This is a genomic window from Aeromonas sp. 9A (genome assembly GCF_963900955.1).
In the GTDB taxonomy this organism is placed as follows: domain Bacteria; phylum Pseudomonadota; class Gammaproteobacteria; order Enterobacterales; family Aeromonadaceae; genus Aeromonas; species Aeromonas salmonicida.
This window is the reverse complement of record NZ_CAWRFG010000001.1, coordinates 4336627-4361214: the sequence shown is the minus strand read 5'-3', so window position 1 is coordinate 4361214 and position 24588 is coordinate 4336627. Positions and strand designations below refer to the sequence as shown.

At 60.2% G+C, this 24588-nt stretch carries 25 protein-coding genes; 17 read left to right on the top strand and 8 right to left on the bottom strand.

Annotated elements, in window-relative coordinates; genetic code table 11:
* Positions 1 to 28: 28 nt before the first annotated feature.
* On the top strand, positions 29 to 1357 hold the full coding sequence (locus tag AACX78_RS20185) for a CoA-disulfide reductase (protein WP_159167221.1): 1329 nt from the start codon (positions 29 to 31) through the stop codon (positions 1355 to 1357).
* A gap of 450 nt (positions 1358 to 1807) precedes the next feature.
* Here the strand turns inward: AACX78_RS20185 and AACX78_RS20180 are convergent, their stop codons facing one another.
* Positions 1808 to 2563 (bottom strand): outer membrane protein assembly factor BamD, encoded by a 756-nt coding sequence (locus AACX78_RS20180; RefSeq protein WP_201302906.1) that lies wholly within the window; start codon positions 2561 to 2563, stop codon positions 1808 to 1810.
* A gap of 117 nt (positions 2564 to 2680) precedes the next feature.
* Between AACX78_RS20180 and rluD the strand changes: the two genes are divergently transcribed.
* The 3 genes from rluD (at position 2681) to clpB (ending at position 7291) form a co-directional block, all read left to right on the top strand.
* Positions 2681 to 3661 carry a 23S rRNA pseudouridine(1911/1915/1917) synthase RluD gene (gene rluD / locus AACX78_RS20175; RefSeq protein WP_005318472.1) on the top strand — a complete coding sequence of 327 codons (981 nt, stop codon included), beginning with the start codon at positions 2681 to 2683 and terminating at the stop codon, positions 3659 to 3661.
* 135 nt (positions 3662 to 3796) lie between these two features.
* The gene (gene pgeF / locus AACX78_RS20170; protein WP_159167219.1) at positions 3797 to 4546 is read left to right on the top strand and encodes a peptidoglycan editing factor PgeF; all 750 of its coding nucleotides are present in this window, start codon (positions 3797 to 3799) and stop codon (positions 4544 to 4546) included.
* 171 nt (positions 4547 to 4717) lie between these two features.
* Positions 4718 to 7291: an ATP-dependent chaperone ClpB gene (gene clpB, locus AACX78_RS20165; RefSeq protein ID WP_159167218.1), complete on the top strand. Its 2574-nt coding sequence runs from the start codon at positions 4718 to 4720 to the stop codon at positions 7289 to 7291.
* A gap of 313 nt (positions 7292 to 7604) precedes the next feature.
* Here the strand turns inward: clpB and asnA are convergent, their stop codons facing one another.
* On the bottom strand, positions 7605 to 8597 hold the full coding sequence (asnA, locus tag AACX78_RS20160; protein WP_058395101.1) for an aspartate--ammonia ligase: 993 nt from the start codon (positions 8595 to 8597) through the stop codon (positions 7605 to 7607).
* 153 nt (positions 8598 to 8750) lie between these two features.
* On the opposite strand from asnA, the gene asnC reads away from it, so the two are divergent.
* On the top strand, positions 8751 to 9212 hold the full coding sequence (gene asnC / locus AACX78_RS20155) for a transcriptional regulator AsnC (protein ID WP_005318482.1): 462 nt from the start codon (positions 8751 to 8753) through the stop codon (positions 9210 to 9212).
* A gap of 21 nt (positions 9213 to 9233) precedes the next feature.
* Here the strand turns inward: asnC and AACX78_RS20150 are convergent, their stop codons facing one another.
* A complete protein-coding gene (locus tag AACX78_RS20150; protein WP_159167217.1) occupies positions 9234 to 9998 on the bottom strand; it encodes a substrate-binding periplasmic protein in 765 nt (254 codons plus the stop codon).
* Between the two features lie 85 nt (positions 9999 to 10083).
* Here AACX78_RS20150 and AACX78_RS20145 point away from each other — a divergent pair, with 85 nt between their 5' ends.
* A complete protein-coding gene (locus AACX78_RS20145) occupies positions 10084 to 10620 on the top strand; it encodes a DUF2301 domain-containing membrane protein (RefSeq protein WP_159167216.1) in 537 nt (178 codons plus the stop codon).
* Here the strand turns inward: AACX78_RS20145 and AACX78_RS20140 are convergent.
* The gene (locus AACX78_RS20140) at positions 10617 to 11021 is read right to left on the bottom strand and encodes a CBS domain-containing protein (protein WP_059113722.1); all 405 of its coding nucleotides are present in this window, start codon (positions 11019 to 11021) and stop codon (positions 10617 to 10619) included. The two genes, AACX78_RS20145 and AACX78_RS20140, sit on opposite strands and share 4 nt — an antisense overlap.
* Before the next feature lie 141 nt (positions 11022 to 11162).
* On the opposite strand from AACX78_RS20140, the gene AACX78_RS20135 reads away from it, so the two are divergent.
* A complete protein-coding gene (locus AACX78_RS20135; protein WP_159167215.1) occupies positions 11163 to 11867 on the top strand; it encodes an SDR family oxidoreductase in 705 nt (234 codons plus the stop codon).
* Here AACX78_RS20135 and AACX78_RS20130 read toward each other — a convergent pair.
* Positions 11793 to 12353 carry a 2-amino-4-hydroxy-6-hydroxymethyldihydropteridine diphosphokinase gene (locus AACX78_RS20130; protein WP_059113720.1) on the bottom strand — a complete coding sequence of 187 codons (561 nt, stop codon included), beginning with the start codon at positions 12351 to 12353 and terminating at the stop codon, positions 11793 to 11795. The genes AACX78_RS20135 and AACX78_RS20130 overlap by 75 nt on opposite strands.
* 126 nt (positions 12354 to 12479) lie before the next feature.
* Between AACX78_RS20130 and cydH the strand changes: the two genes are divergently transcribed.
* From cydH to AACX78_RS20110, 4 genes are all read left to right on the top strand, one after another.
* Positions 12480 to 12572: a cytochrome bd-I oxidase subunit CydH gene (gene cydH, locus AACX78_RS20125; RefSeq protein ID WP_096071838.1), complete on the top strand. Its 93-nt coding sequence runs from the start codon at positions 12480 to 12482 to the stop codon at positions 12570 to 12572.
* 104 nt (positions 12573 to 12676) lie between these two features.
* Complete coding sequence (locus tag AACX78_RS20120) at positions 12677 to 14077, top strand: sensor histidine kinase (protein ID WP_159167214.1); 1401 nt, start codon at positions 12677 to 12679, stop codon at positions 14075 to 14077.
* A gap of 8 nt (positions 14078 to 14085) precedes the next feature.
* Complete coding sequence (locus tag AACX78_RS20115) at positions 14086 to 14601, top strand: hypothetical protein (protein WP_159167213.1); 516 nt, start codon at positions 14086 to 14088, stop codon at positions 14599 to 14601.
* On the top strand, positions 14598 to 15878 hold the full coding sequence (locus tag AACX78_RS20110; protein ID WP_059168192.1) for a sigma 54-interacting transcriptional regulator: 1281 nt from the start codon (positions 14598 to 14600) through the stop codon (positions 15876 to 15878). Before AACX78_RS20115 ends, AACX78_RS20110 begins: the two co-directional genes overlap by 4 nt.
* A gap of 55 nt (positions 15879 to 15933) precedes the next feature.
* Here the strand turns inward: AACX78_RS20110 and AACX78_RS20105 are convergent, their stop codons facing one another.
* Positions 15934 to 16416 (bottom strand): DUF1097 domain-containing protein, encoded by a 483-nt coding sequence (locus AACX78_RS20105; RefSeq protein WP_159167212.1) that lies wholly within the window; start codon positions 16414 to 16416, stop codon positions 15934 to 15936.
* Positions 16417 to 16798: 382 nt separating this feature from the next.
* On the opposite strand from AACX78_RS20105, the gene msrP reads away from it, so the two are divergent.
* A complete protein-coding gene (gene msrP / locus AACX78_RS20100) occupies positions 16799 to 17803 on the top strand; it encodes a protein-methionine-sulfoxide reductase catalytic subunit MsrP (protein ID WP_159167211.1) in 1005 nt (334 codons plus the stop codon).
* Positions 17804 to 17876: 73 nt separating this feature from the next.
* Entirely contained in the window at positions 17877 to 18509 is a 633-nt protein-coding gene (msrQ, locus tag AACX78_RS20095; RefSeq protein WP_159167210.1) for a protein-methionine-sulfoxide reductase heme-binding subunit MsrQ, read from the top strand.
* A 47-nt stretch (positions 18510 to 18556) separates the two neighbouring features.
* Here msrQ and AACX78_RS20090 read toward each other — a convergent pair whose 3' ends face one another.
* The gene (locus tag AACX78_RS20090) at positions 18557 to 18805 is read right to left on the bottom strand and encodes a PepSY domain-containing protein (protein WP_005318514.1); all 249 of its coding nucleotides are present in this window, start codon (positions 18803 to 18805) and stop codon (positions 18557 to 18559) included.
* Between the two features lie 63 nt (positions 18806 to 18868).
* Here AACX78_RS20090 and AACX78_RS20085 point away from each other — a divergent pair, with 63 nt between their 5' ends.
* From AACX78_RS20085 to AACX78_RS20070, 4 genes are all read left to right on the top strand, one after another.
* Positions 18869 to 19201, top strand: coding sequence for a PepSY domain-containing protein (locus AACX78_RS20085; protein ID WP_005318516.1), 333 nt, complete (start codon positions 18869 to 18871; stop codon positions 19199 to 19201).
* 106 nt (positions 19202 to 19307) lie between these two features.
* A complete protein-coding gene (locus AACX78_RS20080; protein ID WP_005318517.1) occupies positions 19308 to 19964 on the top strand; it encodes a response regulator transcription factor in 657 nt (218 codons plus the stop codon).
* Between the two features lie 37 nt (positions 19965 to 20001).
* Positions 20002 to 21351: a sensor histidine kinase gene (locus AACX78_RS20075; protein ID WP_159167209.1), complete on the top strand. Its 1350-nt coding sequence runs from the start codon at positions 20002 to 20004 to the stop codon at positions 21349 to 21351.
* 131 nt (positions 21352 to 21482) lie between these two features.
* Entirely contained in the window at positions 21483 to 21944 is a 462-nt protein-coding gene (locus AACX78_RS20070; RefSeq protein ID WP_058395093.1) for a hypothetical protein, read from the top strand.
* Between the two features lie 149 nt (positions 21945 to 22093).
* Here AACX78_RS20070 and torA read toward each other — a convergent pair whose 3' ends face one another.
* Entirely contained in the window at positions 22094 to 24574 is a 2481-nt protein-coding gene (gene torA, locus AACX78_RS20065) for a trimethylamine-N-oxide reductase TorA (RefSeq protein WP_159167208.1), read from the bottom strand.
* Positions 24575 to 24588: the final 14 nt, after the last annotated feature.

The window sequence follows — 24588 nt, the reverse complement described above, 5'->3', positions numbered from 1 at the left end:
CCTCCCTCTGTCATTGAAAGGAGAAAGTATGAGAATCCTGATCATAGGTGGCGAAGCCGCTGGTATGAGTGCGGCGGCCAAGGCCCGCCGTCTGGCCAAGGATGCTGAAATCGTGGTGTATGAGGCGTCCGAGGTGATCACCTTCGGTGCCTGCGGCCTGCCCTATTTTGTCGGCGACGAGTTTCAGGAGCCGGGATACATGGCCGAGTTCACCCCCGAGCAGTTCGCCGCCAAGGGGATCGAGGTCAAGACGGGCCATAGGGTGCTGTCGCTCGATGCCAGCGCCGGTACTGTGCAAGTGGAGCACCAGGGTGATGTCTTCACCGACACATACGATCGTCTGATGGTCGCCACCGGTGCCCGTGAAGTGATGCCCCCCATTCCCGGCTTGCAGCAGCAAGGGGTGTTCGGCCTGCGCCGCATGGCCGACGGTCTGGCGCTGAAGGCGGCTGTGCAGGACAAGCGAAATACCCGGGCCCTGGTGATCGGCTCCGGCTTTATCGGACTGGAAGTGGTTGAGGCGCTGGTGCATCAGGGTAAAGAAGTGCGCCTCATCGAACTGGCGGATCGGGTCATCCCAGATGCCTTCGACAGCGAAATCACCCGGCACATCGAAACCGAGCTGCGCGAGCAAGGGGTCTGTGTCCATCTGGGTGAGCGAGTCGAGGCTTTGCTGGGGAATGGCAGGGTGACCGGCGTGCGTACCGACAAGGGAGAGTATGAGGCCGACATAGTGGTGGTCTGCACAGGGGTCAAGCCCAACACCGAGTTCCTGGCCGACACCGGCATCAAGCGGCTGGCCAATGGTGCCATCGAGGTGGACAGGCAGGGCCGCACCTCGCTGGCCAACGTCTGGTCGGCTGGCGACTGCGCCAGCGTCTGGCACAGCGTCAAGCAGCAGCAGGTCTATGTACCGCTCGCCACCATAGCCAACAAGCTGGGGCGCATGGTGGGCGAGAACCTGGCCGGGGCCGAGCAGGTGTTCCCGGGCACGCTAGGCTCTGCGGCGCTCAAGGTGCTGGGGCTGGAGGCGGGTCGCACTGGTCTCTCTGAGCAAGAAGCCCAGGCGATGGGCATCGATTACCGCACCGTCGTCATCAAGGACAAGTGTCACACCAACTACTGCCCAGGCCAGTCCGATATTCACGTCAAGCTGGTCTACGAGGCGGGCAGCAAGCACCTGCTGGGTGGCCAGATCCTGGGTCGCAAGGGGGCGGTACACCGCATCGATGCGCTGGCGGTCGCCATCACAATGGGGGTCACTACCGAGCAGCTCGGCATGCTGGACTTTGCCTATGCGCCGCCTTTCTCCCGCACCTGGGACGTGCTCAATGTGGCGGGCAACGTCGCCAAATAAAAAGCGAGAGTATGACGACGCTGCATATATGCGCCGTCTCTCTGCTCCCGCACCTGGGACGTGCTCAATGTGGCGGGCAATGTCGCCAAATAACAGGATGGCGCAGTGCACTGCACCATCCCCTCGTCACGGCCCGGACCACATTGCAGGTATAAAAATCTATGGTCAGCCTGAACTTTGCAAGGCCAGATTGATGATGAGTACTGACAGGGCAGGCTTGCTCTAATCTATCCGGATTCTTGGTGGGCTATCATGCCCGATCCATGATGTGAGCCGCGAGTGCTTGCCGATGTCGAGTCCAAAGAGTGCGATAGTTGCCATGATGCTCTCCTGAAGTAGAAAAGAAACAGCCCAGCAAGCGTAGCCTGCTGGGCTGTGGGTCAGGCTGACCATCACATTAAACCGATGCCTAGGCATCGGTTTTTGTTGCTACCTGTCTAGCCGTTTCACTCAGCCGCGGCCGAGGCGGTTGTCCGGGTAGTTCTTGGCCAGCACTTCACGGGCATGCTGGGCCAGGGCCGGCATCTTCAGCGTGTCGTAGGAATCGACCATGATCTCCAGCGCCTTTTCGGTTTCAGCCGTGTCGGGATAGGTCTCGACAATCAGCTTGGCACGGTTGGCGGCGGCGATCAGAGCATCACGCTTCACGTAGTACTCGGCCACGCTCAGATCGTAGCGGGCAAGGCGGTTCTTCAGGCCGATCATGCGGGCACGGGCATCGGCGGCATAGACGCTGTTGGGATAATTCTGCAACAGCGTCTTGAAGTCCTGGAAGGCCTGACGGGCATAAGAGGGGTCTTTATCGTCCCGATTGATACCCAGGAAGTCCTGGAAGAAGTTGTAATCGCCGGCCATGTTGGTCAGACCGCGCATGTAGAACACATAATCGATATTTTTATGCGCCGGATTGAGGCGGATAAAACGGTCGATATTGGCGATCGCCTGAGCGGTATCGTCCTGTTTGTAATAGGCGTAAATCAGGTCAAGCTGAACCTGGTTGGAGTAGGCGCCGAAAGGATAGCGCGAGTCCAAAGCTTCCAGTAACTCGATAGCATTCACATAGTTACCGGCATCCAGCTTGAGGCGTGCTTTCTGGTACAGGGTCTCCGGCGGTTCGTCGGGTACCTTGGGTTTTGTGCTGGAACAGCCTGTGATCAAGGTAGCGACCAAGGCGAGTGACATCAGCAGGTGAGACTTCTTTCCCATCAACAACATCCGGTCCATTTCCACGAAATTGGCAAAGTATCCGTTATGCTTGGCTAAAAGAAAAGCTAGAATACCCGGATTATTTCGAATTGATACCCCCCGCTCAAGAGACCATACATGAGCCAGCATATTGAACTGACAGGCGAATTTCAGGATCACCAATTCGGGCAGCGACTCGACCAGGCCCTGGCCGAATTGTTTCCAGACTACTCCCGAACCCGCATCAAGGAGTGGATTTTACAGGACAGAGTGACCCTGGATGGTCAGGTTGCGAACACGCCGCGCGAGAAGGTACTTGCCGGGCAACAGGTGCATGTAGATGTCGAGCTGGAAGATGACACCCGCTGGGATGCCCAGGACATAGCACTCAACATCGTCTACGAAGATGAACACATTCTGGTGATCGACAAACCGGCCGGTCTGGTTGTTCACCCGGGCGCAGGCACGCCGGATGGCACCATTCTCAACGCCCTGCTGCACCGCTATCCCGACATCGCCGAGGTGCCTCGCGCCGGTATCGTGCACCGTCTGGACAAAGACACCACAGGTCTGATGGTGGTGGCCAAGACGGTACCGGCCCAGACCCATCTGGTGGAAGCGCTGCAGGCGCGCCAGATCACCCGTGAGTACGAAGCCATCGCCATCGGTCACATGACCGCAGGTGGCACGGTAGATGCCCCCATAGGTCGTCACCCTACCCAGCGTACCCATATGGCCGTGGTGCCCAATGGCCGTCCTTCCGTGACCCACTATCGGGTACATGAGAAGTTCCGTGGCCACACCCGTCTGCGTCTGCGTCTTGAGACCGGTCGTACCCACCAGATCCGCGTACACATGTCTCACATCAAGCATCCGCTGGTAGGGGATCCTGCCTACGGTGGTCGTCTGCGCCCGCTGCGCAATGCGACCCCCGAGCTGACCCTGGCGCTGCGTAACTTCAACCGTCAGGCGCTGCATGCCACCATGCTGCAACTGGCTCACCCCATCACGGGGGAAGTGATGCAGTGGCACTCGCCCACGCCGCAGGACATGCTGGATCTGATGGAAGTGATGCGGGCCGATACCCTCGCCAATCCGGATGATTTGGTCTGGAACTGATGAGCTGATGAACAAGGCTGTCCGCGACGGTTTCTGCCGTTGCCCGGCCTTGAATCATGCCTGAAACGGGGCTCCTTGACTGGCAACAGCGAAGGAGCCCCGTTTTTATATGTAGAAATGTGAGAGGAGCCACAGATGAAATGGATCGAACCCGACTGGCCGGCACCGGCTCGTGTCAGAGCGCTGTCGACCACCCGGGATGGCGGTGTGAGCCAGGGTGTCTTCGCCGGTCTCAACCTGGGAGCCCATGTGGGTGATGAAGTGGCGCGGGTTGAGGCCAATCGGGCCCGCCTGCAGCAGGCGGCGCAGATCCCCGGGTCCCTCAACTGGCTCAATCAGGTGCATGGCACCGCAGTGCATCAGGTCAGCAAGCAGTATGATGTCGTGCCGGATGCCGATGCAGCCTGTGCCCATGAGGCGGGGTTGGCCTGCATAGTGATGACAGCCGATTGCCTGCCGGTGTTGTTCTGTGACAGAACCGGCACTGTCGTGGCGGCCGCCCATGCCGGTTGGCGCGGATTGTTGGGCAATGAGCAGGGTGGCGTGCTGGAAGCCAGCATTCAGGCCATGGGGTGCAATCCTGCCGATATCCTCGCCTGGCTTGGCCCCGCCATAGGCCCCGGGTCCTTCGAAGTGGGGGGCGAAGTGCGCGACGCCTTTATGGCGCAGCAGGCCGAAGCAGAAGCTGCATTCGTACCTTCATCCAACGAGGGGAAATGGCTGGCGGATATCTACTTGCTGGCCAGGCTGCGGCTGGCCCGTGCCGGTGTGAGCGCCGTTTACGGTGGCGAGTTCTGCACCTTCGGCGATGGCGAGCGGTTTTACTCGTATCGCCGCGATGGCCAGACTGGCCGCATGGCATCGCTTGTCTGGCTGGCACAATAGCCTGTGCCCGGCTCTTTTCTCCGGAAAAGGGCCGGGATCCAGCCCATCCCCGCTTTGCAGAAAAAATAACCAGCCGCTGCCCTTGAAATAACCCGTACGGGCCTCATCTTTCTTGTCAGAAAGTTATGTTGTTTGCCGCGCAAGCGGCGTCTGCCTTGAAGGGGGAGTGCAATGCGCCTCGATCGTCTTACCAGCAAATTCCAGATTGCTATTTCCGATGCCCAGTCTCTTGCACTGGGTCGTGATCACCAATTTATCGAACCCGTCCATCTGATGACTGCGCTGGTCAATCAGGATGGCGGCTCCATTCGTCCACTGCTCACCCTGACCGGGATGGACATCAATACCCTGCGCTCACGCCTGGGGATTGAGCTGGATCGACTGCCCAAGGTGAGTGGCGTGGAGGGCGACGTTCAGCTCTCCAGCGGTCTCGGCCGCCTGCTCAACGTCTGTGACAAGCTGGCCCAGCAGCGCAAGGATCAGTTCATCTCTTCCGAGTTGTTCGTGCTGGCGGCCCTCGACGAGAAGGGCAACCTGGGTGAGCTGCTGCGTGCCCAGGGGCTGACCAAAGAGAAACTCGAAGCTGCTATCGACAAGGTGCGTGGCGGCAGAAAGATCGATGATGCCAACGCCGAGGAGAATCGCCAGGCGCTGGAGAAGTACACCATAGACCTCACGGAGCGGGCCGAACTCGGCAAGCTGGATCCGGTGATCGGTCGCGACGAAGAGATCCGCCGCACCATACAGGTGCTGCAACGCCGGACCAAGAACAACCCTGTGCTGATCGGTGCCCCCGGCGTCGGTAAGACCGCCATTGTCGAAGGGCTGGCCCAGCGCATCATCAACGGTGAAGTGCCGGAGGGGCTCAAGAACAAGCGGGTATTGTCGCTGGATATGGGGTCCCTGGTGGCCGGTGCCAAGTATCGCGGCGAGTTTGAAGAGCGGCTGAAAGCTGTACTCAACGATCTGGCCAAGGAGGAGGGCAACGTCATCCTCTTCATCGACGAGCTGCACACCATGGTCGGCGCCGGTAAAGGCGAGGGCGCCATGGACGCGGGCAACATGCTCAAGCCCGCGCTGGCCCGTGGCGACCTGCACTGCGTCGGTGCCACCACGCTGGATGAGTACCGTCAGTACATAGAGAAGGATGCAGCCCTCGAGCGCCGCTTCCAGAAAGTGCTGGTGGAAGAGCCGAGCGTGGAGGACACCATCGCCATACTGCGCGGCCTGAAAGAGCGTTACGAGCTGCACCACCATGTGCAGATCACCGATCCGGCCATTGTGGCGGCGGCTCAGCTGTCGCATCGCTATATCGCGGATCGCCAGCTGCCGGACAAGGCCATCGACCTCATTGACGAGGCCGCCGCCAGCATTCGTCTGCAGATTGACTCCAAGCCGGAGTCTCTCGACCGGCTTGAGCGACGCATCATCCAGTTGAAACTGGAGCAGCAGGCGTTGATGAAAGAGGATGACGATGCCAGCCGCAAGCGGTTGGATCTCATCAGCAAGGAGATTGGCGAAAAGGATCGGGAATACAACGAGCTGGATGAAGTGTGGAAGGCCGAGAAGGCTGCCCTCGCCGGTACCCAGCACATCAAGGCGGCGCTGGAACAGGCCCGTCAGGATCTCGATGTCGCCCGTCGTGCCGGCGATCTGGGGCGGATGTCAGAGCTGCAGTACGGCCGCATCCCCGAGCTGGAGAAACAGCTGGATCTCGCAACCCAGGCAGAGATGCAGGAGACCAGCCTGCTGCGCAACCGCGTCACCGACGTGGAGATAGCGGATGTGCTGGCACGCTGGACCGGCATTCCGGTGGCGCGCATGCTCGAAGGGGAGCGCGACAAGCTGCTGCGGATGGAAGAGAAGCTGCACAGCCGGGTGATCGGTCAGGAGGAAGCGGTCGAGGCCGTCTCCAACGCCATTCGTCGCTCCCGTGCCGGGCTCTCCGATCCGAACCGGCCCATAGGTTCCTTCCTGTTCCTCGGGCCGACCGGGGTGGGCAAGACAGAGCTGTGCAAGGCGCTAGCCGAGTTCCTGTTCGATACCCAGGATGCCATGGTGCGGATCGACATGTCCGAGTTCATGGAGAAACACAGTGTGGCCCGTCTGGTGGGGGCGCCTCCCGGCTATGTGGGTTACGAAGAGGGCGGTTATCTGACAGAGGCGGTACGCCGTCGCCCCTACTCCGTGATCCTGCTCGACGAAGTGGAGAAGGCGCACCCGGATGTGTTCAACATACTGCTGCAGGTGCTCGATGATGGCCGCCTGACCGATGGTCAGGGTCGCACCGTCGATTTCCGCAACTCTGTGGTGATCATGACCTCCAACCTGGGGTCGGATCTGATCCAGGAGCACCACTCAGAGAAGGATTACGACGAGATGAAGGCCCTGTTGATGGAGGTGCTGACCCGCAGCTTCCGACCGGAGTTCATCAACCGGATCGACGAGACAGTGGTGTTCCATCCGCTCGACGAGGATCACATCAAGTCCATTGCCCGCATCCAGCTCAAGAGCCTGATGGGTCGTCTGGAGGCCCAGGGTTACGAAGTGGAGGTGAGCGAGGCGCTGCTCGAGAAGCTGGTGCACGCCGGGTTCGACCCCGTCTACGGGGCACGTCCCCTCAAGCGGGCGATCCAGCACAAGGTGGAAAACCCGCTGGCCCAGGCACTGCTCTCCGGTCGTATCGTGCCCGGCAAGAAACTGCTGCTGGGGGCCGACAGCAACGGCCTGACCATGAACCAGTAAACCGACCTGTGTCGATGCCAACAACGCCAGCCCTCGGGCTGGCGTTGTCATATCTGTCAGCTGTGATATCGGAGAATAAAAAAACGGCAATCCTAAGATTGCCGGGAGGAATGTAGTCATGCGACCTGACGTGGGTTGAGCGGGTCGCAGGGGCAAGCCCCGGTTTCGCAGAGGGTCGGAATGATCCTCTCCTTACAGCATGCCCGTGATGCGCTCTCTCATCCCGGGCGGCCACACACCTGTCAGGCCTGACCTGAACGCCGCAGCATGCGGGTCAGACCCATTGAATCATCTTGCTTACAGCATTACAGCATTACAGCATGCCAGGGATGGCGGCCTTCATCTCTGAGGGCCAAACGCCGACCTGAACCTGACCTATGTGCTCTTTTTGCAGCAGCAACATGGCCAGACGGGATTGGCCTATGCCGCCCCCTATGGTCTGCGGCATCCGCTCTGCCAGCAGATCCTGGTGCCAGTCATATTGCAGGCGACCTTCATCACCGGTGATGGCGAGCTGGCGGCGCAGGGCCTCTGCGTCCACCCGGATCCCCATGGAGGAGATCTCGAAGCTGTCTTCCAGCACAGGGTTCCACACCAGAATGTCACCGTTCAGACCCGCCAGACCCAGTTCGCTGTGGCTGCTCCAGTCGTCATAGTCCGGAGCGCGCACATCGTGACGCTCACCGTGGGAGAGGGCGCCGCCGATGCCGATGAGGAAGACTGCACCCAGCTCCTTGGCGATGGCGCGTTCGCGCCCCTTGGCATCGAGATCCGGGTAGCGGGCCAGCAGCGCTTCGCTGTGGAGGAACTGGATCTCGCCCGGCAGGAAGGGAGTCAGTTCATGTTCGGCGCAGACGGCACGCTCGGTGGCCTTGATGGCGGCCCAGATGCCGCGCACGGTTTCTTGCAGATAGGCGAGATCGCGGCGCTCGCTCGGCATCACCTTCTCCCAGTCCCACTGATCCACGTAGACGGAGTGGATGGGGGTGAGCTTGTCTTCGTCCGGGCGCAGTGCCTTCATGTGGGTGTAGATGCCTTCACCCGGGCCGAAGCCGAAGCGACCCAGGGTCTGGCGCTTCCACTTGGCAAGGGAGTGAACCACTTCGTAGCTGTGTTCGGGGAGTGTCTTCACCTTGACCTGCACCGCATTCTCGCTGCCTGACAGGTTGTCCTGAGTACCATCTCCGACCCGGCTCAGAATGGGGGCTTGCACCTCCATCAGGCCCAGTTGCTGGGCGAGTTGGCGGGAGAACATCTCTTTGACGAAGCTGATCTGCTGTTGGCTGCGAATGTAGTGCTGTTTCATACTGAATACCTGTCTAGAACCCGTTGGATGTGACGATTCTTCAACAGAATGAACACTAAATTCAATATTCGATAATAGAAATAGGCTTTACACATTTTTTTGTTCAAAATAGACCGCAAATTAATGAGATATCGTCAACGGGAGTGCAAAAAAGTGCCGGAAAATTATCGGATCGATAATCTCGATCAGGCCATCCTCACCGCCCTGATGGAGAATGCGCGGATCCCTTATGCCGAGTTGGCCAAACAGCTGGCGGTCAGCCCGGGTACCATCCATGTGCGGGTGGAGAAAATGAAGCAGGCGGGGATCATCGAGGGCACGCGGGTGCAGGTGAACCCCAAGAAGCTGGGTTACGACGTTTGTTGCTTCATCGGGATCAATCTCAAAAGCGCCAAGGATTACCCCTCGGCACTGGCCAAGTTGCAGGCGCTGGACGAGGTGGTGGAGGCCTACTACACCACGGGTCACTACAGTATCTTCATGAAGGTGATGACCCGCTCCATCGACGAGTTGCAGACTGTGCTGATCCACAAGATCCAGACCATAGACGAGATACAGTCCACCGAAACGCTCATTTCGCTGCAGAACCCGATATTGAGAGACGTGAAACCTTGACGAGCAGCCTGATCGTCGGGATCAGGGTTCGATATAGGGAATGCCGTACTTGTCGTAGATGGCCTTGAGTCTGCCATCCCGCTTCATGCGCAACAACTCGGCATCGTAGGCGGCCATCATGGCTGGTGTATCGGCATCGGCCTTGGCCCTGGTCCAGACGGTGTAGTAGGGGCTGGCCTTGAGTGGCTTGGGCAGGTAATCGAGTTTGCCCTCCAGCCCCTCCTCTCTGATCTGGGCGAAGGCGGTAACCAGCGGCATGGGCACTGTATCGATGCGCCCGGCGATCAGTTTGCGCAGTTGCAGCTGGTTGATGGGGATCTCCTGGATCTGATAGACGGGGTCCTTGAGCGCCGCAGCCAGTTCGGGAGTGTAGGCAAAATCCTTGGTCAGCCCGATGCGCCAGGGTTTGAGGTCTTCCAGGGTATCGTAGCGGATCCTCAGCATGTCGGCCTTGCGCACGAAGAAGTGCCAGCTGTGGCGCAGATGGGATTGCTGTGGATAGAGCAGGTAGCTCTCTCGCTCCGGCTTGTAGGAGTGGGTCATCACAAGGTCATACACGCCGGTCTCGGCATTGCGGGTGAGGCGGGCACCCGCATCGGTCAGTTCGATCTTGATGGGGATCTTGAGCTTGTTGAAGATGGCGGTGACCACGTCCACATCAAGTCCGCCAGGCTGGGCCTTGTCATCCAGAAACTTCAGTGGCGGCTCAAGCGTACCGCCTATGACCAGTTCTTTGGCCTGGAGCCAGAGAGGGAACAGCAGACAGAGCAGGGGTAACTTTCGCAAACCAAATCTCCTGCACGGAATAGGGAATCGCCCACGGGCATGATTCAAGTATATTGGCCCGAATATTCAACAGAGACGACCCCGGATGGCAAATCCTGAAATCGAAAGTGAGTTGGATGGCATCGACAGGTTATCTGTCTGCTTCTATCGTCTTGGCTTGAGTCTGGCAGCTTTATTGCTTGTGTGTCGAGGGGCCAGCCTGCTGATCGGGCAGGATTTTTTAGCGCCCTCAGTCTGGTGGACGGCGCTGGTGGTGGCCAGCGGGGTATGCGGACTCTGCCTGCATGTCTATGACAAGCGCATCCGTTTCATCTTGCAGGTGTTTGCCTGGGGTGGCCTGGTGCTGAGTGCCAGCTGCGCGCCCGAGGTGCTGGTGTTGGGGGCGTCGTTGGCTACGCTCTCCGGACTGACGTTCAAGGAGCAGTTCTGCTTCGCCATTCCGGGCATCAAGGCGCTGCCCCTGTTGTTGCCGTTGCTGTGGGGACTGGAGTGGGCACAACTGGGCTGGGCAGCCGCGCCGGTTGCCCTGGCGTGCGGCCTGTTGCTTGGCTTGCTCTGTCTGGCAAAGTGGCGGATGCCCCTGCACTTCGACATCGGTGACAAGGGGCGTTACCAGATTTAGGTCTGATGGCAGCCTTTCATCTGCTGATTGAGGGCTTGCATCACTTGATGGCGGCTGATGATGCCGATCACTTTGCCCTGCTCCAGCACCGGATAGATCTTGGGTTTTGCCCCGGTCATCTGGCGCGCCAGATCCAGAATGCTGTCGTCCGGGTCGACCGAGAGAGGCGTCCGGCTCATCATGTCTTCCACTTGAGTGCGGGTATCGCAGTGGTAGCTGCCGGTGATCAGACTGGGAATGCAGTCCTGTTCGGAGAGAAACCCGACCAGCTGTTGTTGGTCATCCAGCACAGGCAGGCCGCTCAGCCCTGAGTGGTGCAGCCGATCCAGCGCTTCGGCCAGACCGAGTTGCGGGGTGAGGAAGTGGGTCAGGCGACTCATGTGATCGCGAATATGTAGCATATGATGGCTCCAGATGCGGGGTGTAGTGCCACTATGGGCGCTGTGAGGCGGACAAGGCCAGTGGTTTGTGCCATGGGGATTGATAGGTGCCGCCGTCGCGGGTATGCCAGTGGCTGGTGAGCAATGACAAAAGGAGAGGTTATGCGTGCATTGGTAACGGGCTGTGGCCGTCGACTCGGTTTCTACCTGTGTGAACAGCTGGTGGCAGCAGGCTGGCAGGTAACGGGCAGCTATCGCAGCGAGCGACCCGAGTTGGCTCGGCTGCGCGCCCTGGGAGTGACGCTGGTGCAGGCGGATTTTGCTTGTGAAGAGCAGGTCGGCCAGCTCATTGAGGTGCTGGCATCACAGCAGGATCTGGCCTTGGTGATCCACAACGCCTCGGCCTTCGAACCAGAGGCGGCAGATCCTGCGGCGCAGCTGGCCCAGTTCGATCAGTTCTATCGGGTACACATGGCGGCGCCATTTCGGCTCAACAGGGCGCTGGCGCCCCAGCTGGCCCGCAATGCCAATGCCAGCATCATCCATATCACGGATATCTACATTCACGCTCCGGCGCCCCAGTTTGCCAGCTATGTGGCCACCAAGGCCGGAGCCCACTCCCTTGCCATGAGCTTTGCCCGCGAACTGGCGCCTGCCATCCGGGTCAACACCATAGAGCCGGGCCCTATCCTGTTTCTCGACGAACATGGCGACGGGTGGCGCCAGCAAGTGCTGGCGAAGACGCCGCTGGCGCGGGAAGGCGGGCTTGAGCCTATCTGGCAGGCGGTGCAGCTACTGATGGGGAACGACTACATGACGGGGGCCAGCATCCGGGTAGATGGCGGCCGCAGCCTGGCGGTCATCTGAACCCTGACTGAGCCGCAAGGGGGTCAAGCCTACCTGCAGCTCCTCGATCACCTTGCCCTTCATCAGCCTGGTATGCAGTGGCAGCGTGACCTTGCGGTCATGCACTTCTCCCTGGCCATACAGCTCGGCCAGCAGTTCATTAAGATAGGCATCGACGCGAGTCGCGGCAAAATCGTCTGCGGCGCTGCTGGCCAGAATGTCGATATCCAGCGGCCGGTCGAGCACCTTGCAGTTCGGATCGCTGCGATCCCGGCCATGGGCCAGTTCCATGGCGATGAAGAGGGTTTTCAACTGCTGGGTTGTCAGCCCGCTTTCGGCAACGAACAGGCAGTTGAGGAAGTCGTGCCTGGAGTGCATTCCCACCGGTTTGGTCTGGATCACCGAACTCAGCTGCAGGCGGCCAAAGTGTTCAAGCAGTTCGCCAACCACCTGACTGACGTGAATATGGGGATCAAGATTCGATCCAATGCTGCACAGATAGAACATGCTCACCGATCCTTGGGTTGGGCTCATCTGAAATGTATACACGGCTCACGGTTATGGGATTAACTATGCATTAACATACAGTTGTCTGTTGTGATCAGGCTCTTGTTGGCAAGAAAGGAGGTTTGCATGAGTGTGGAACTGAAATGGGCACTGTTGACCGCATCCAGCGCGTTGGCAATGATCCTGATTATCTGTGTGGCATCCGTCGGTCTGGCGTGAACCCCGTCCCTCATTTGCGGTATGAACCGGCCTCCTGGCCGGTTTTGCTTTTTGGGGGAGTGCAGATATGCTGACCCACCCATGATGAATCGAGACAGCACAAGATGACCAAGGTACGCCCACGTTCCTTGCTGCAAGTGGTATTGATGGGCTTCGTCCTGGTATTGATGCCGCTGGGCGGCATGATCTGGCACGACAGTCAGGCCCTCGAACACTTGAGCCAGTTGACCAGCGACGAGCTGGAGCGGGCGGTGCGCGATACCCGTCGGGCGACCCTGCTCACAACCCAGGCCATTGATCTGGAACGTACTCTTCGCCGTTATGCGGTACTGGGGGATGAGCGCATCCTGGCCAGTTACCAGCAGCAGCTTGCCAGTTACCGCAGCCTGCTCGCCGCTCATCAGGGCTCGATCCCGGATGCCGAGGCTTACACCGGCCTCGAGCAGGTGCTGGCCTGGCTCGAGAGCCTGCAGGATCTGGCCAAGGCCAGAGCCGCCTCGGCCAGCCCGCAATTTGATGAATTTAATCAAATTAATCAGCAGCTTGAAGTGATTACCCGAGGCCAGGTCGATGAGCATGTGAGCCGGGTACGCGCCATGATTGCAGAATTGATGAGAGAGATCTGGTGGGTCAGCGGTTTCGTGGCCGTGCTCAGCCTGCTGCTGGTGTTGTTGTTTACCTATCTGATTATCCACCCTGTGCGTCAGATTGAGTCGCGGATCTTGAGTCTGGGCGCGGGTGTGGAGCCGGACAAACGACCTGTGGACGGGCCAGCAGAGTTGGTGGTATTGGGGGAGCGTATCAACTGGTTGCACGACAAGCTCAAGGAGCTGGAACAGCAGAAATACCAGTTCCTGCGCCATGTTTCCCATGAGCTCAAGACGCCGCTGGCGGTGCTGCGGGAGGGCTCGGACCTGCTTGGCGAGCAGCTGGTGGGGCCGCTTACGCCGGATCAGCAGGAGATCTGCCAGATGCTGGAGGAGAACAGTCGCCGATTGCAGACCCTGATCGAACGTCTGCTCGATTTCAACCGCCTCAGCCAGCAGGAGGTGTTTACCCTGACGCCGGTGGCGCTGGCGCCCTTGCTGTCAGAGTTGACAGCAGAGTACCGGCTGGCGCTGGAATCCAAACAAATCAGTGTACACTTGCCGACCGATCCCATCATGTTGCAGGCGGAGCCGTATCGCTTGCGGTTGATCCTCGATAATCTGTTTTCCAATGCGGTCAGCTATGGCGCCAGGGGTGGCCAGATCTGGATCCGCGCCGGGCAGGATGCCAACTGCGGCTGGCTGGAAGTGGCCAACGAAGGGCCCGTCATTCCGGTAGCCGAACGGGAGCGGATCTTCGAGCCATTCGAGCAGGGGAGTATAGTGCGGCAAGGTTTGTTGAAAGGCTCCGGCATGGGGCTTTCCATCGCCCGCGAGTCGGCGATGAGCCTTGGCGGTGAATTGGTATTGATTGAAGACGAACAGGCTGATGTCTGTTTCCGGTTGACGTTGAAGTGAAGCAAAAGATGAAACACTGTGTTGTTCCGGTATTGATGATGGGCCTGCTCACAGGCTGTTCTTTGCTGCCAGCGCGTGACCCGGCGGCGTCGCCGGATCTCGCCCTCGCCAAGCGCATGGAGTTTGCCAACAAGGAGATGCAGGTACGCCTGCAATACTCGGACTGGCTGCTGGCCAGTCACGCTCAGCAGCGGGCGCAGGAGCGTCAGCGCCTCAAGGGTGCGACCGATGTCGAAAGCCGGGTCAGTCTGGCCATGGTCAATACCCACCCCTCCGAGTCAGTGGCAAACCGTCGGGCCGGGCTGGACAAACTCAAGAGCCTGCTGCCCGAGCTCGGGCTCGATGCCCAGGCTTTCCTGCGCAGCTGGATTGCGCTGGGTGAGGAGCTGCTGGTACGTGACAGCCGTCGTGACGACCAGAGTCAGGAGGTGCAGCGTCTGCGCCGCCAGATTGAACAGCTCTCCGCCATCGATGAACAGCTCAATCAACGCAAGCTCAACGGCAGTGGCGAGGCCCTGCCATGAGCCGGATCCTGCTGGTTGACGACGATGTCAGCCTGCTCAAGCTGATGAGCATGCGCCTGCGCAGCCAGGGCTATGAAGTGGATACCGCCGACAGCGCCGAAGGGGCGCTGGACAGACTGCGCCAGCAACGGGCCGATCTGGTGTTGAGCGACTTGCGCATGGCCGGCATGGACGGCCTGGCGCTGTTCGAGCGCATCCAGTCACAGTGGCTGGGGTTGCCTGTCATCATAATGACAGCTCACGGCACCATTCCCGATGCCATCCAGGCTACCCGCTCCGGGGTGTTCAGTTTTCTCACCAAACCCATCGACAAGGATGAGCTGTTTGCCACCATAGAGCATGCGTTGAGCCTGACACGCCCAAAGCAGCAACAGGAGTGGCAATCGCTGATCCTGACCCGCAATCCGCAGATGGAACAGTTGTTGATCCAGGCCAACAGCATAGCCGGCATGGAAGTGCCCGTGCTGATCATGGGGCCGTCCGGTTCAGGCAAAGGGGTGATGACTCAAGCCCTGCATCAGGCCAGCAGTCGTCGTGACAAGCCGCTGCATGTCATCAACTGCGCCGCCTTGCCGTGGCCTGCGCTGGATCTGCAGCTGTTTGGCGAGGACGGTCAGTCCGGCCTGTTCGAACAAGCCAAAGGCGCGACCCTGTTTCTCGACGAGATAGGAGATCTGTCGGAATCGCTACAGGCCAAGCTGTTGCAGGTGTTGCAGGAGTACGGTCAGGGTACGCCAGAGGTGCGGGTCATCAGCTCCAGCCATCAGGACCTGGTGACGGCGATGGAAGAGGGGCGTTTTCGGGAAGATCTTTTCTACCGCCTCAATGTGGCCAACATCACTTTGCCACCTCTCAGCGCCCGCAGTGAAGACATTCCGCTGCTGGCCAGACAGGCGCTGGACGAATATCGCAGTCGTCACAATGACTGTGCGGCCCTGGGTTTTTCACCCGAGTCGCTGGCCATGCTGGCGGCCGCCGCCTGGCCCGGTAACGTGCGTCAGCTCTACAGTGTGGTGGAACAGCTGGCGAGCCTCTGTTGCAGTCCTGTGATTGGGGTGTCCATGGTGGAGTCCGCCCTGAGTGGCGGTGGCGGGGGCATCCCCTCGTTCAACGAGGCGCGGGCCGAGTTCGAGAAGGAGTATCTGATCCGTCTGCTGCGTACCACTGAGGGCAACGTGACCCTGGCGGCCAACATGGCGGGCAGAAACCGTACCGATTTCTACAAGTTATTGAATCGGCACGGCATAGAGGCGGCAAACTTCAAGTCGAAGGGATAAGCCGGGCAGTATAGGTTTGCGTCCCGGCGAAGGATTATCCGCTGGTGAGTGCCATTCAGGCGGGATCGACTACGGCGGTAGAGGTTTGGGCTTTCTGGGTTTTCTGGGATAGCCAGAGCCCGATCGCTTTCATCAGATAACCGAACAGTGCGCCTATCACCAGGGACGGCAGTATCAGGCGCCACTCCCCCGCGGCACCGAAGGTGGCGCAGCAACCGGCGAAGGTGCCGGGAATGTAGCCCAGCCACTGCTGCTTTGCCTGCACGCACATCAGGGTCGCAACCACCCCCGTCATCACATAACCCGCCATGCCCGCTCCCCACCAGGCATCCCCGTGGATCAGCAGCAATGCCCACAGCATGCCGCTCCCATTGCACAGCATGGTTTGCAACAGCGCCTTGTAGCCACCGCTGGAGGCGAAGTAGCTGGTGCAGCCGAGAAAGCCGACCCAGGAGATGAGGCCGAGTGTGACGGCAACCCAGCCCCAGACGGCAGAGAGGATCCCGGTCGTGATGGCGATGGCGATCAATGGGCTCATGGCGTGACTCTTCAGTAGTGGAAAGTAGTGGAATTCGTAAAGAAAGGGAGCCTACCCCGCGCAGGGGGGGCGGCAAGCAGGGGCGAGATTGTGTGTGATCTTCATCACTCATTTCAACTCAGGAATACGCTTGCGCTCGCGAAAAAAATTCATTGGAGGCGTGCTCGACCCTGCACCATAGTTATGGGCCCTGTCCTGCTGATGGAGTGAGTCTGATGGCGCCAAATGTGATCGTTCCTCTGCTGGTATTCGTAGCATTGTTCCTGATCGGAACCATGGCCAAGGCTCTGCCCCTTTACCAGCTCATGTAAATTTTCGTGAAATAAAACTCGGCCGGGGCAGGTCTTATGGTTGTTACCCTCATAGCCCCGGGAGTTTTTCCATGTTGATCAAGCGCCGTTCTTCTCATCATCCCACCGAACAGGATGTTACCCCGGAAGCCGTCTATCAGGATCGCCGCCTTATCCTCAAAGGGTTGGGGCTGGGGGCCGCCACCCTGGCGTTTCCCGCTCAGGCTGGCGTGCTCGACCTCTTCTCCGCCGACAAACCGGCACCTGCCGCATCGACCAGACCGCTCAACATTCGCGCCACCGCCAGACCTGAGGGCGTGATCATCACCCCGGAGGAGAAGGCCACCACCCACAACAATTTCTATGAGCTGGGTACCGACAAGGGGGATCCGGCTCGCAACGGTCACTATTTAAAACCCGAGCCGTGGCAATTGCGGGTAGAGGGGGAGGTGGCCAAGCCCTTCACCCTGGATGTGTGGGACCTCATCAACAAGACAGAGCTGGAGGAACGCATCTACCGGCTGCGCTGCGTAGAGGCCTGGTCCATGGTGTTGCCCTGGAGCGGCATCAGTCTGGCGGAGCTCATTCGCCGTGCCGAGCCCACCAGTCGCGCCAAGTTCGTGGCCTTCGAGACCCTCTATGATCCCGAACAGTTGCCGGGGCAGGCATCCCGTTCTCTTGGAGGAGGCATAGATTATCCCTATGTGGAGGGGCTGCGCATTGACGAGGCGATGAATCCGCTCTCCTTCCTGGCGATGGGCCTCTATGGCAAGACGCTGCCCGCCCAGAACGGGGCTCCGATCCGGCTGGTGGTGCCCTGGAAGTACGGCTTCAAGAGCATCAAGAGCATCGTCTCCATCCGGCTGGTGGAAGAGATGCCACCGACCACCTGGAATCTGCTGGCATCGAACGAATATGGCTTCTACGCCAACGTCAACCCGGAGGTAGATCATCCGCGCTGGAGTCAGGCCAGCGAGCGCTTCATCGGGGAGGGTGGCATCTTCGGTGCCAAGCGTCAGCCTACCCTGATGTTCAACGGTTATGCCGACGAGGTGGCCTCGCTCTATCAGGGAATGGATCTGAGACAATGGTACTGAGACTGACAACCGCTCATACCAAGGGCCGAACCCATGGGGTGGTCCTCCCTTATCAAGCTATGGATCCAAGAAAATGGTACTGAGACTGACAGCGGTTCACATCAAGGGCCTGCGAGTGCTGGTGCATCTGGGTTCTCTCTGCTTTCTGCTCTGGCTGGGGTATGCCTTGCCAGCCGGGCTGCTGGGGGGGGATCCTGTGCAGGGCTTGACCCACTATCTCGGCAAGGGGGCGCTCAATCTCTTGCTGATCACCCTGCTGGTGTCACCGCTCGCCAAGCGCTGGCGGCAGGGGCAGCTCATCAAGCTGCGCCGCCCTCTAGGGCTCTGGTGCGCGGCCTGGGCCGGGTTGCACTTTATGGTGTGGCTGGGGCTGGATCTGCAATTCGACTGGGGGCTCATCGGCGGCGAGCTGGTGAAGCGCAGCTACATACTGGTGGGGGCAGTGGCGCTCTTGTTGCTGGTGGCGCTGAGCATCACCTCTATCCCCACCCTGCTGCGGGTCATGGGGCCGGCCTGGCAGAAGTTGCATAACTGGATCTATGCCGTTGCCCTGCTGGTGCCGGTGCACTACTGGTGGTCGGTGAAGAGTGGCTGGCAGGAACCGCTCATCTACCTGCTGCTGGCCTGTGCTCTGCTATGGCCACGGCGGGAGAAGTTGCTGCGCCCCTGGCGTCAGCGTCAACGCCAGAAGCTGAAAGAGGCGTGAGTTGCCGCTCAGGCATCACAGCGCAGAACTCGCATAGCAAAAGAGGCCTAATCGGCCTCTTTTTTGGTGATGTCGCCCGTGTAGGCATCGACCAGCAACTGCACTCGCTGTTCGTCGGCATCCAGGGTTTCTACCTCGAATTTATCCCCTTCCAGCTCCACTTCCCGAATGTCGTGGTACCCTTGGGCCAACAACAACTTGACCAGCGCCGGCATGTCGAGACGCGCCTGGGCCGCCCAGCCGAGGGTGGAGAAAAGGCAAAGGATCAGCAGGAAACTGCGTGGGATCATATTCATTCCGGATTCATGGCTGGCAGACTATAAACGGCATTATGTTAGGTTTTTGGAGATGAATCACCCATGAATAGAGCCCTGTCTCTGCTTGGGTTGTTGCTGCCCGTGATGGCGCAGGCGACCACGCCGAACGAGGCCTTGCTGCAACAAGCTGTCAGCGAGGGTCGGGTCAGGCCCTTTCATGAGGTGATGGAGGTGGCCTCCCTTCTGCCGGTGCGCGTGCTGCGCGTCGACCTGGGGGAAGAGGATGGCATCTGGCTGTATGAGCTCAAGCTCATCGACAGCGAGAACAGCGTCATCAAGGTCGGCTATCGCGCCGACAACCTGGAGATGGTGTGGCTCAAGGGCCACCATCTCGAGCGGCTGTTCGAGCCACGCCCGCCGCAAGAGGAAGATTGACCTTTGGGTGGGTGCCAGGTTGGGCTCCAAACTGACAATCCGGCACAACTGTTCAACCCTCCCATCTCCGTTGACGCAAGAGTAACCCTGCTTTGGATACCCATTTATGCGAATTCTGATAGTTGAAGATGAGAAGACCCTGGCGGGCCAGCTGGCCGAACAGCTGCGTCTGTCCGGTTTCGTGACAGACCTCTGCCACGATGGCAACGAGGCCGGCTTTCTCGGCGAGACCGAGCCTTATGACGCCATCATCCTGGATCTCGGCCTGCCGGGTCGCGATGGCCTGAGCGTGCTGAAGGAGTGGCGCAGCAAGGGGATCGATACCCCTGTGCTGGTGCTGACCGCCCGCGGCCAGCTGCACGAGAAGATTGAGGGGCTCAATGCCGGTGCCGACGACTACCTCACCAAGCCGTTCCAGGTGGCGGAGCTGGTCGCCAGGGTGCAGGCGCTGGTCAGGCGGGCGGCCGGCAATGCCAGTTCGATCCTGGAGATCGGCGGAGTGCGGCTCGACATGGCGGCCTCCCAGGTGTGGTACGAAGGCACCCCCATCAAGCTCACCGCCCATGAATTTCGGGTGCTGGGCTACCTGATGCAGCACAGGGGCAAGGTGGTGTCGCGCAGCGAGCTGATCGACCACATCTATGCTCAGGATTTTGACCGCGACTCCAATACCGTCGAAGTCTTCATCGGCCGGATCCGCAAGAAGACCCACGCAGATCTCATTGAGACTGTGCGTGGCCTTGGATACCGGATCAACGAATGAGTCGGGCCTTGATGCAACCCCTGCCAGGGTGCGGTGAATGAGGCTGGTCAGGACCCTGCGGGGGCGGCTGGTGGTCATCGCCATGGTCTGGTGTGGTCTCTTCCTGTTTGCCACAGGTTTCAGCCTGCAAACCATGATGCGCAACTATTGGCAAGAGGCGGAAGCCGACGGCCTGCGCCTGCAGCTCTACGATCTGCTCTCCCGGCTCGAGATCCAGCCAGACGGCCTGCCCATCGTCACCGAACCCATGGCCGACCCTCGCTTTCGTCAACCCTATTCCGGCTACTACTGGCAGCTGGAGCTGGGGGATGAGGTGGTCAGCCGCTCGCGATCCCTGTGGGATGTGCACCTCAAGGTGCAGGGCCTGAAGTCGGCGTTCGGCGATCCGGATCTGTTTGTCGGCAGGGGACCCAACAAGGAGCCCCTGCTCATCATGACGCGTACCGTGCTGCTGCCCGGGTCGGATCGGACGTTTACCCTGGTGATGGCCAAGGACAGCAGCGCCTTGACCCAGACCCTCAAGAAGACCCGCATCAGCCTGTTCCTGGGCCTCGGCTTCGCCGCCACGGGTCTGGTGCTGGGCTTCATGTTCCAGATCGTCTATGGTCTGCGTCCGCTGCATTTGCTGCGCCGCGAACTGGGACGGGTACATCAGGGGCATCAGGAGGGATTCCGGCTGCGTTATCCGCTGGAGATACAGCCGCTGGTGGAAGACATCAACCGCCTGCTGCACCACTACAGCGAGCTGCTGCAGCGAGCCCGCTCCCATACCGGCAATCTGGCTCACGCCCTCAAGACGCCGCTCAGCATAATGCGCAATCAGGTGGCCCAGTTGTCGCCGGAGGATCAAACCGCCATCGGCGAGCAGCTTGACCAGATCCAGCGCCACATCGACTATCACCTCGGCAAAGCGCGGGTGACCGGCGCCGCCAAGATCCTAGGGGTGTCGACCCCGGTGCGGGCACGGGTGGAGTACATCTGCCGTGCCTTCTCCCGTCTCTATCCGGGCAAGGAGGTAGATCTGCAGGTGCCGGCCAATCTGGCGGTCGGGGTGGAGGAGCAGGACTTTGACGAGATGGTGGGCAACCTGCTGGAGAACGCCTACAAGTGGTCGGCCGGTCAGCTGCGTATTTCCAGCGCCGAGCTGGGGGGCTGGATCACGCTGCGCATCGAGGATGACGGTCCCGGCATGAGCGAGGATCAGATCGCCAAGGCTGTGTTGCGCGGGGTACGGCTCGACGAGAAGGTGCCGGGCTCTGGGCTCGGCCTCAACATAGTCTCCGATCTGGCCGAGGCCTATCGAGGCAACCTCATCATGGGTCGGGCCGAGTTGGGTGGTCTGGCTGCGTCTCTGTCACTGCCCAAGGTGGCCAGGGTAGAGAGCTAGATATTATCAGCCCCGTTATGGGGCGGATGGAATTGTGGTGGTCTGGTAGCTTCCCTTCACTGCCCAAGGTGGCAAGGGGGGAGGGTCAGGCATAAGATAAGACACTTGTTCAAGCCTGAGGAAGGGTAGCAATGACAGACGATCCATGGGCACTATGTCACCTTGATGACTCGTTCGATTCCTCCGTGTTGGGGATCAAGGGGGCACAGCTTCAGTGGTTTGAAGACAGAGATAGCCTGATCGCATTCCTGCTGGAAGATTTCATCGATCTGCTGGCCGATGCCGGCGAGCTGGACGAAGACGAAGTTGCCAGTGCCCGCGAGCGCTTCACTCTGCTGGTGGAGCAGATCAGCGACGATCGTGCCTTGGTGGATGCGCTCAACGATCTCGCCTCCGGCCTGCGCCGTATCGCCTGGCTGGGGCCGCTCTCCGAGCTGGCCGAAGTCAGTGATGACTTCGCCGCCGGCCTGCGCCGCTATTTCTGGACTCAATACGATGGCGACGAAGATGACCCGGATGCCTGGGTGCCGGAAGAGCTCTGGCCCCAGCTGGTGGAGTGCGCGGAAGAGTATATGCAGGAAGGCGACTTCTGAGTCACCTTATCCAAGCTCTGGTGGTAGAGCGGGTGGCGTGCGCGAAGAGTACATGCAAGAAGGCGACTTCTGAATCACCAAGCCATAGCACATTGACAGCAATAAAAAACGGCGCCTGATGGCGCCGTTTTGGTTGGCCGAGTGCGGACTCAGCCGTTGGCCGGGACCGCGTGAGCGGTGTTGGCCAGTGCCGGGCCACTGTATTTCTCGATCTGCAGCTGGGCCATGTGGCCGCAGTTGCCCTGCGCCAAGCTGGAGGTGCCCTCGTCGAAGGTCAGGCAGTTGACGTTGCCGTTCTTGCAAATGGCCCCCGCCTCACCCGGTTTGGCCGGGTCGAACCAGGCCCCTTCACAGATGCGCACCACGCCAGGACGTATGTCTTTCGACACCAAAGCGCCCACCAGGATCTGGCCGCGATCGTTGAAGGCGCGCACCAGATCCCCATCCTGAATACCACGCGCCTTGGCATCATCCGGGTGGATCAGGATGGCCTCCCGATCGGCGATGGCGAACTTGTCTCGCAGCGGCGTGTTGTCCAGCTGGGAGTGCAGGCGCTGGGTCGGGTGCGAGGTATTGAGCGACAGCGGATAACGGCTGGCCGTTTCGCTCTTCACCCACTCCTTGGGCTCATACCACTTGGGATGGCCGGCGCAGTCGGCATAGCCCATGCCGGCGATGGTGTTGGAGAAGATCTCGATCTTGCCGGACGGGGTGCCGAGCGGGTTGAGCAAGGGATTCTCGCGAAAATCGGCGTGACGGATCCACTGGCGGTTCGCCTCCGGAATGGGGAAGCGGATGTAGTTGTTGGATTCCCAGAACATGTTGAATGGCGGCAGCGCCACCCGCGCGCCACGGGCCTGTGCAGCCATGCCGTCATACATCTGCTTGAGCCACAGCATCTCGTCCTTGCCTTCGGTGTAGGCTTCCAGCAGGCCCAGCTTGGCGGCAATGGCGCTGAAGATGTCGAAGTCGTTGCGTGACTCGTGCTGGGGCGGTACGCACTGGTGCATGGGGAACACGTAGCGCTGGGAGTAATCGCCCCCCATCTCCAGATCGTTGCGCTCATAGCTGGTGGTGGCCGGCAGCACTATGTCTGCGTGCTTGGCGGTGGCGGTCCAGTAGGGTTCGTGGACTATCACGGTCTGCGGCTTGCGCCACGCCTTGAGCAGGTTGTTGGTGTCCTGATGGTGGTGGAAGGGGTTGCCACCCGCCACATAGACCAGCTTGATGTCTGGATAAGTCACCTGACGACCGTTGAAGTCGATGGTCTTGCCCGGGTTGGCGAGACAGTCGGCGATGCGGGCCACCGGGATCGGGGCCGGACTGTTCTTGGGCGCGTTGCCGGCCGAGATACCCGCCAGTATGCCGCCCTTGGCGGTGGGGCTGCCACCGGAGGAGTAGTGGTAGCTGAAGCCGTAGCCGCCACCGGGCAGGCCGATCTGGCCCAGCATGGCGGCCAGGGTCACCAGCATCCAGTTGGGCTGCTCGCCGTGATGCTGACGCTGCATGCCCCAGCCCGCCATGATCATGGTGCGCTTGGACGCCATGTCGAGGGCCAGCTGACGGATCACGGCTGCATCGACACCGCAGACTGTGCTCGCCCACTCGGCACTCTTCGGCTGACCATCCTCCTTGCCCAGCAGGTAGGTGAGGAACTTGTCGAAACCACTGGTGTAGCGATCGAGGAAGGCCTGATCGTGCTTTTGCTCGGTATACAGGGTGTGGGCCACCCCCAGCATCATGGCCACGTCGGTATAGGCGTTCGGTGCAATCCACTCGGCCCCGGCCAGCTTGGCGGTCTCGTTGTAGACGGGATCGATGCTAATGATGCGAGTGCCCTTCTCCTTCAGCGCCTGGAAGCCGGCCTGACCCTCGTGGTCCGGCATGTTCCAGCTGTTCTTCAGGGTCACCTGGGCGTTGACGCCCCACAGCACCACCAGTTCGGCGTGTTCGATCACGTTCGGCCAGGCGGTCTGCTGCTCATACACCTCGATGGAGCCCATGACGTGGGACATGATCACCTGAGCGGCGCCGGCGGAGTAGTCACCGGCATAACCGGTGAAGCCACCGGCCAAGTTCATCAGGCGGTGCAGCAGGGTTCGGCTGTTGTGGAACATGCCGACGCTCTTCCAGCCGTAGGAACCGGCGTGGATCGCCTGCGGGCCGAAGTCGCTCTGCACCCGACCTATCTCGCCGGCCACCAGTTCGATGGCCTTGTCCCAGCTCACTCTCACCCATTCATCGGCGCCGCGCAGCTCGGGTCTGGCACCAGGGCCCTGCTCCAGCCAGCTCTTGCGCACCATGGGGTACTTGATGCGGTTCTTGGCATGGACCTGGTAGGGCGCCATGTCGATGAGGTCGTTCGGCGCCGGATCATCGGCTACCGGCTGGACGCGCACCATGCGACCATCTTCGACTATGGCTTCGAAGGCACCCCAGTGGGCGCCGGTCAGTATGCCCTTTTGGGCCGGGACCAGGGTCGGGAACTGCTCCAGCGCCGTGCTGATGGCCCGAGCCAGAGCACTCTTCGGGAAGATGCCGGCGAGCAGCGGCAAGGCCGCGCAGGCGCCGAGCCCCTTGAGCAGGTTGCGGCGGGACAGATTGGTGTTCTTATCGGTAAAAAAAGTCATGACGATTTCCTCTG

Coding starts and splice junctions, on each gene's coding strand:
- AACX78_RS20185 (WP_159167221.1), top strand. CDS start 29: ATGAGAATCCTGATCATAGGTGGCGAAGCCGCTGGTATGAGTGCGGCG.
- AACX78_RS20180 (WP_201302906.1), bottom strand. CDS start 2,563: ATGGGAAAGAAGTCTCACCTGCTGATGTCACTCGCCTTGGTCGCTACC.
- rluD (WP_005318472.1), top strand. CDS start 2,681: ATGAGCCAGCATATTGAACTGACAGGCGAATTTCAGGATCACCAATTC.
- pgeF (WP_159167219.1), top strand. CDS start 3,797: ATGAAATGGATCGAACCCGACTGGCCGGCACCGGCTCGTGTCAGAGCG.
- clpB (WP_159167218.1), top strand. CDS start 4,718: ATGCGCCTCGATCGTCTTACCAGCAAATTCCAGATTGCTATTTCCGAT.
- asnA (WP_058395101.1), bottom strand. CDS start 8,597: ATGAAACAGCACTACATTCGCAGCCAACAGCAGATCAGCTTCGTCAAA.
- AACX78_RS20145 (WP_159167216.1), top strand. CDS start 10,084: ATGGCAAATCCTGAAATCGAAAGTGAGTTGGATGGCATCGACAGGTTA.
- AACX78_RS20140 (WP_059113722.1), bottom strand. CDS start 11,021: ATGCTACATATTCGCGATCACATGAGTCGCCTGACCCACTTCCTCACC.
- AACX78_RS20135 (WP_159167215.1), top strand. CDS start 11,163: ATGCGTGCATTGGTAACGGGCTGTGGCCGTCGACTCGGTTTCTACCTG.
- AACX78_RS20130 (WP_059113720.1), bottom strand. CDS start 12,353: ATGTTCTATCTGTGCAGCATTGGATCGAATCTTGATCCCCATATTCAC.
- cydH (WP_096071838.1), top strand. CDS start 12,480: ATGAGTGTGGAACTGAAATGGGCACTGTTGACCGCATCCAGCGCGTTG.
- AACX78_RS20120 (WP_159167214.1), top strand. CDS start 12,677: ATGACCAAGGTACGCCCACGTTCCTTGCTGCAAGTGGTATTGATGGGC.
- AACX78_RS20115 (WP_159167213.1), top strand. CDS start 14,086: ATGAAACACTGTGTTGTTCCGGTATTGATGATGGGCCTGCTCACAGGC.
- AACX78_RS20110 (WP_059168192.1), top strand. CDS start 14,598: ATGAGCCGGATCCTGCTGGTTGACGACGATGTCAGCCTGCTCAAGCTG.
- AACX78_RS20105 (WP_159167212.1), bottom strand. CDS start 16,416: ATGAGCCCATTGATCGCCATCGCCATCACGACCGGGATCCTCTCTGCC.
- msrP (WP_159167211.1), top strand. CDS start 16,799: ATGTTGATCAAGCGCCGTTCTTCTCATCATCCCACCGAACAGGATGTT.
- msrQ (WP_159167210.1), top strand. CDS start 17,877: ATGGTACTGAGACTGACAGCGGTTCACATCAAGGGCCTGCGAGTGCTG.
- AACX78_RS20090 (WP_005318514.1), bottom strand. CDS start 18,805: ATGAATATGATCCCACGCAGTTTCCTGCTGATCCTTTGCCTTTTCTCC.
- AACX78_RS20085 (WP_005318516.1), top strand. CDS start 18,869: ATGAATAGAGCCCTGTCTCTGCTTGGGTTGTTGCTGCCCGTGATGGCG.
- AACX78_RS20080 (WP_005318517.1), top strand. CDS start 19,308: ATGCGAATTCTGATAGTTGAAGATGAGAAGACCCTGGCGGGCCAGCTG.
- AACX78_RS20075 (WP_159167209.1), top strand. CDS start 20,002: ATGAGGCTGGTCAGGACCCTGCGGGGGCGGCTGGTGGTCATCGCCATG.
- AACX78_RS20070 (WP_058395093.1), top strand. CDS start 21,483: ATGACAGACGATCCATGGGCACTATGTCACCTTGATGACTCGTTCGAT.
- torA (WP_159167208.1), bottom strand. CDS start 24,574: ATGACTTTTTTTACCGATAAGAACACCAATCTGTCCCGCCGCAACCTG.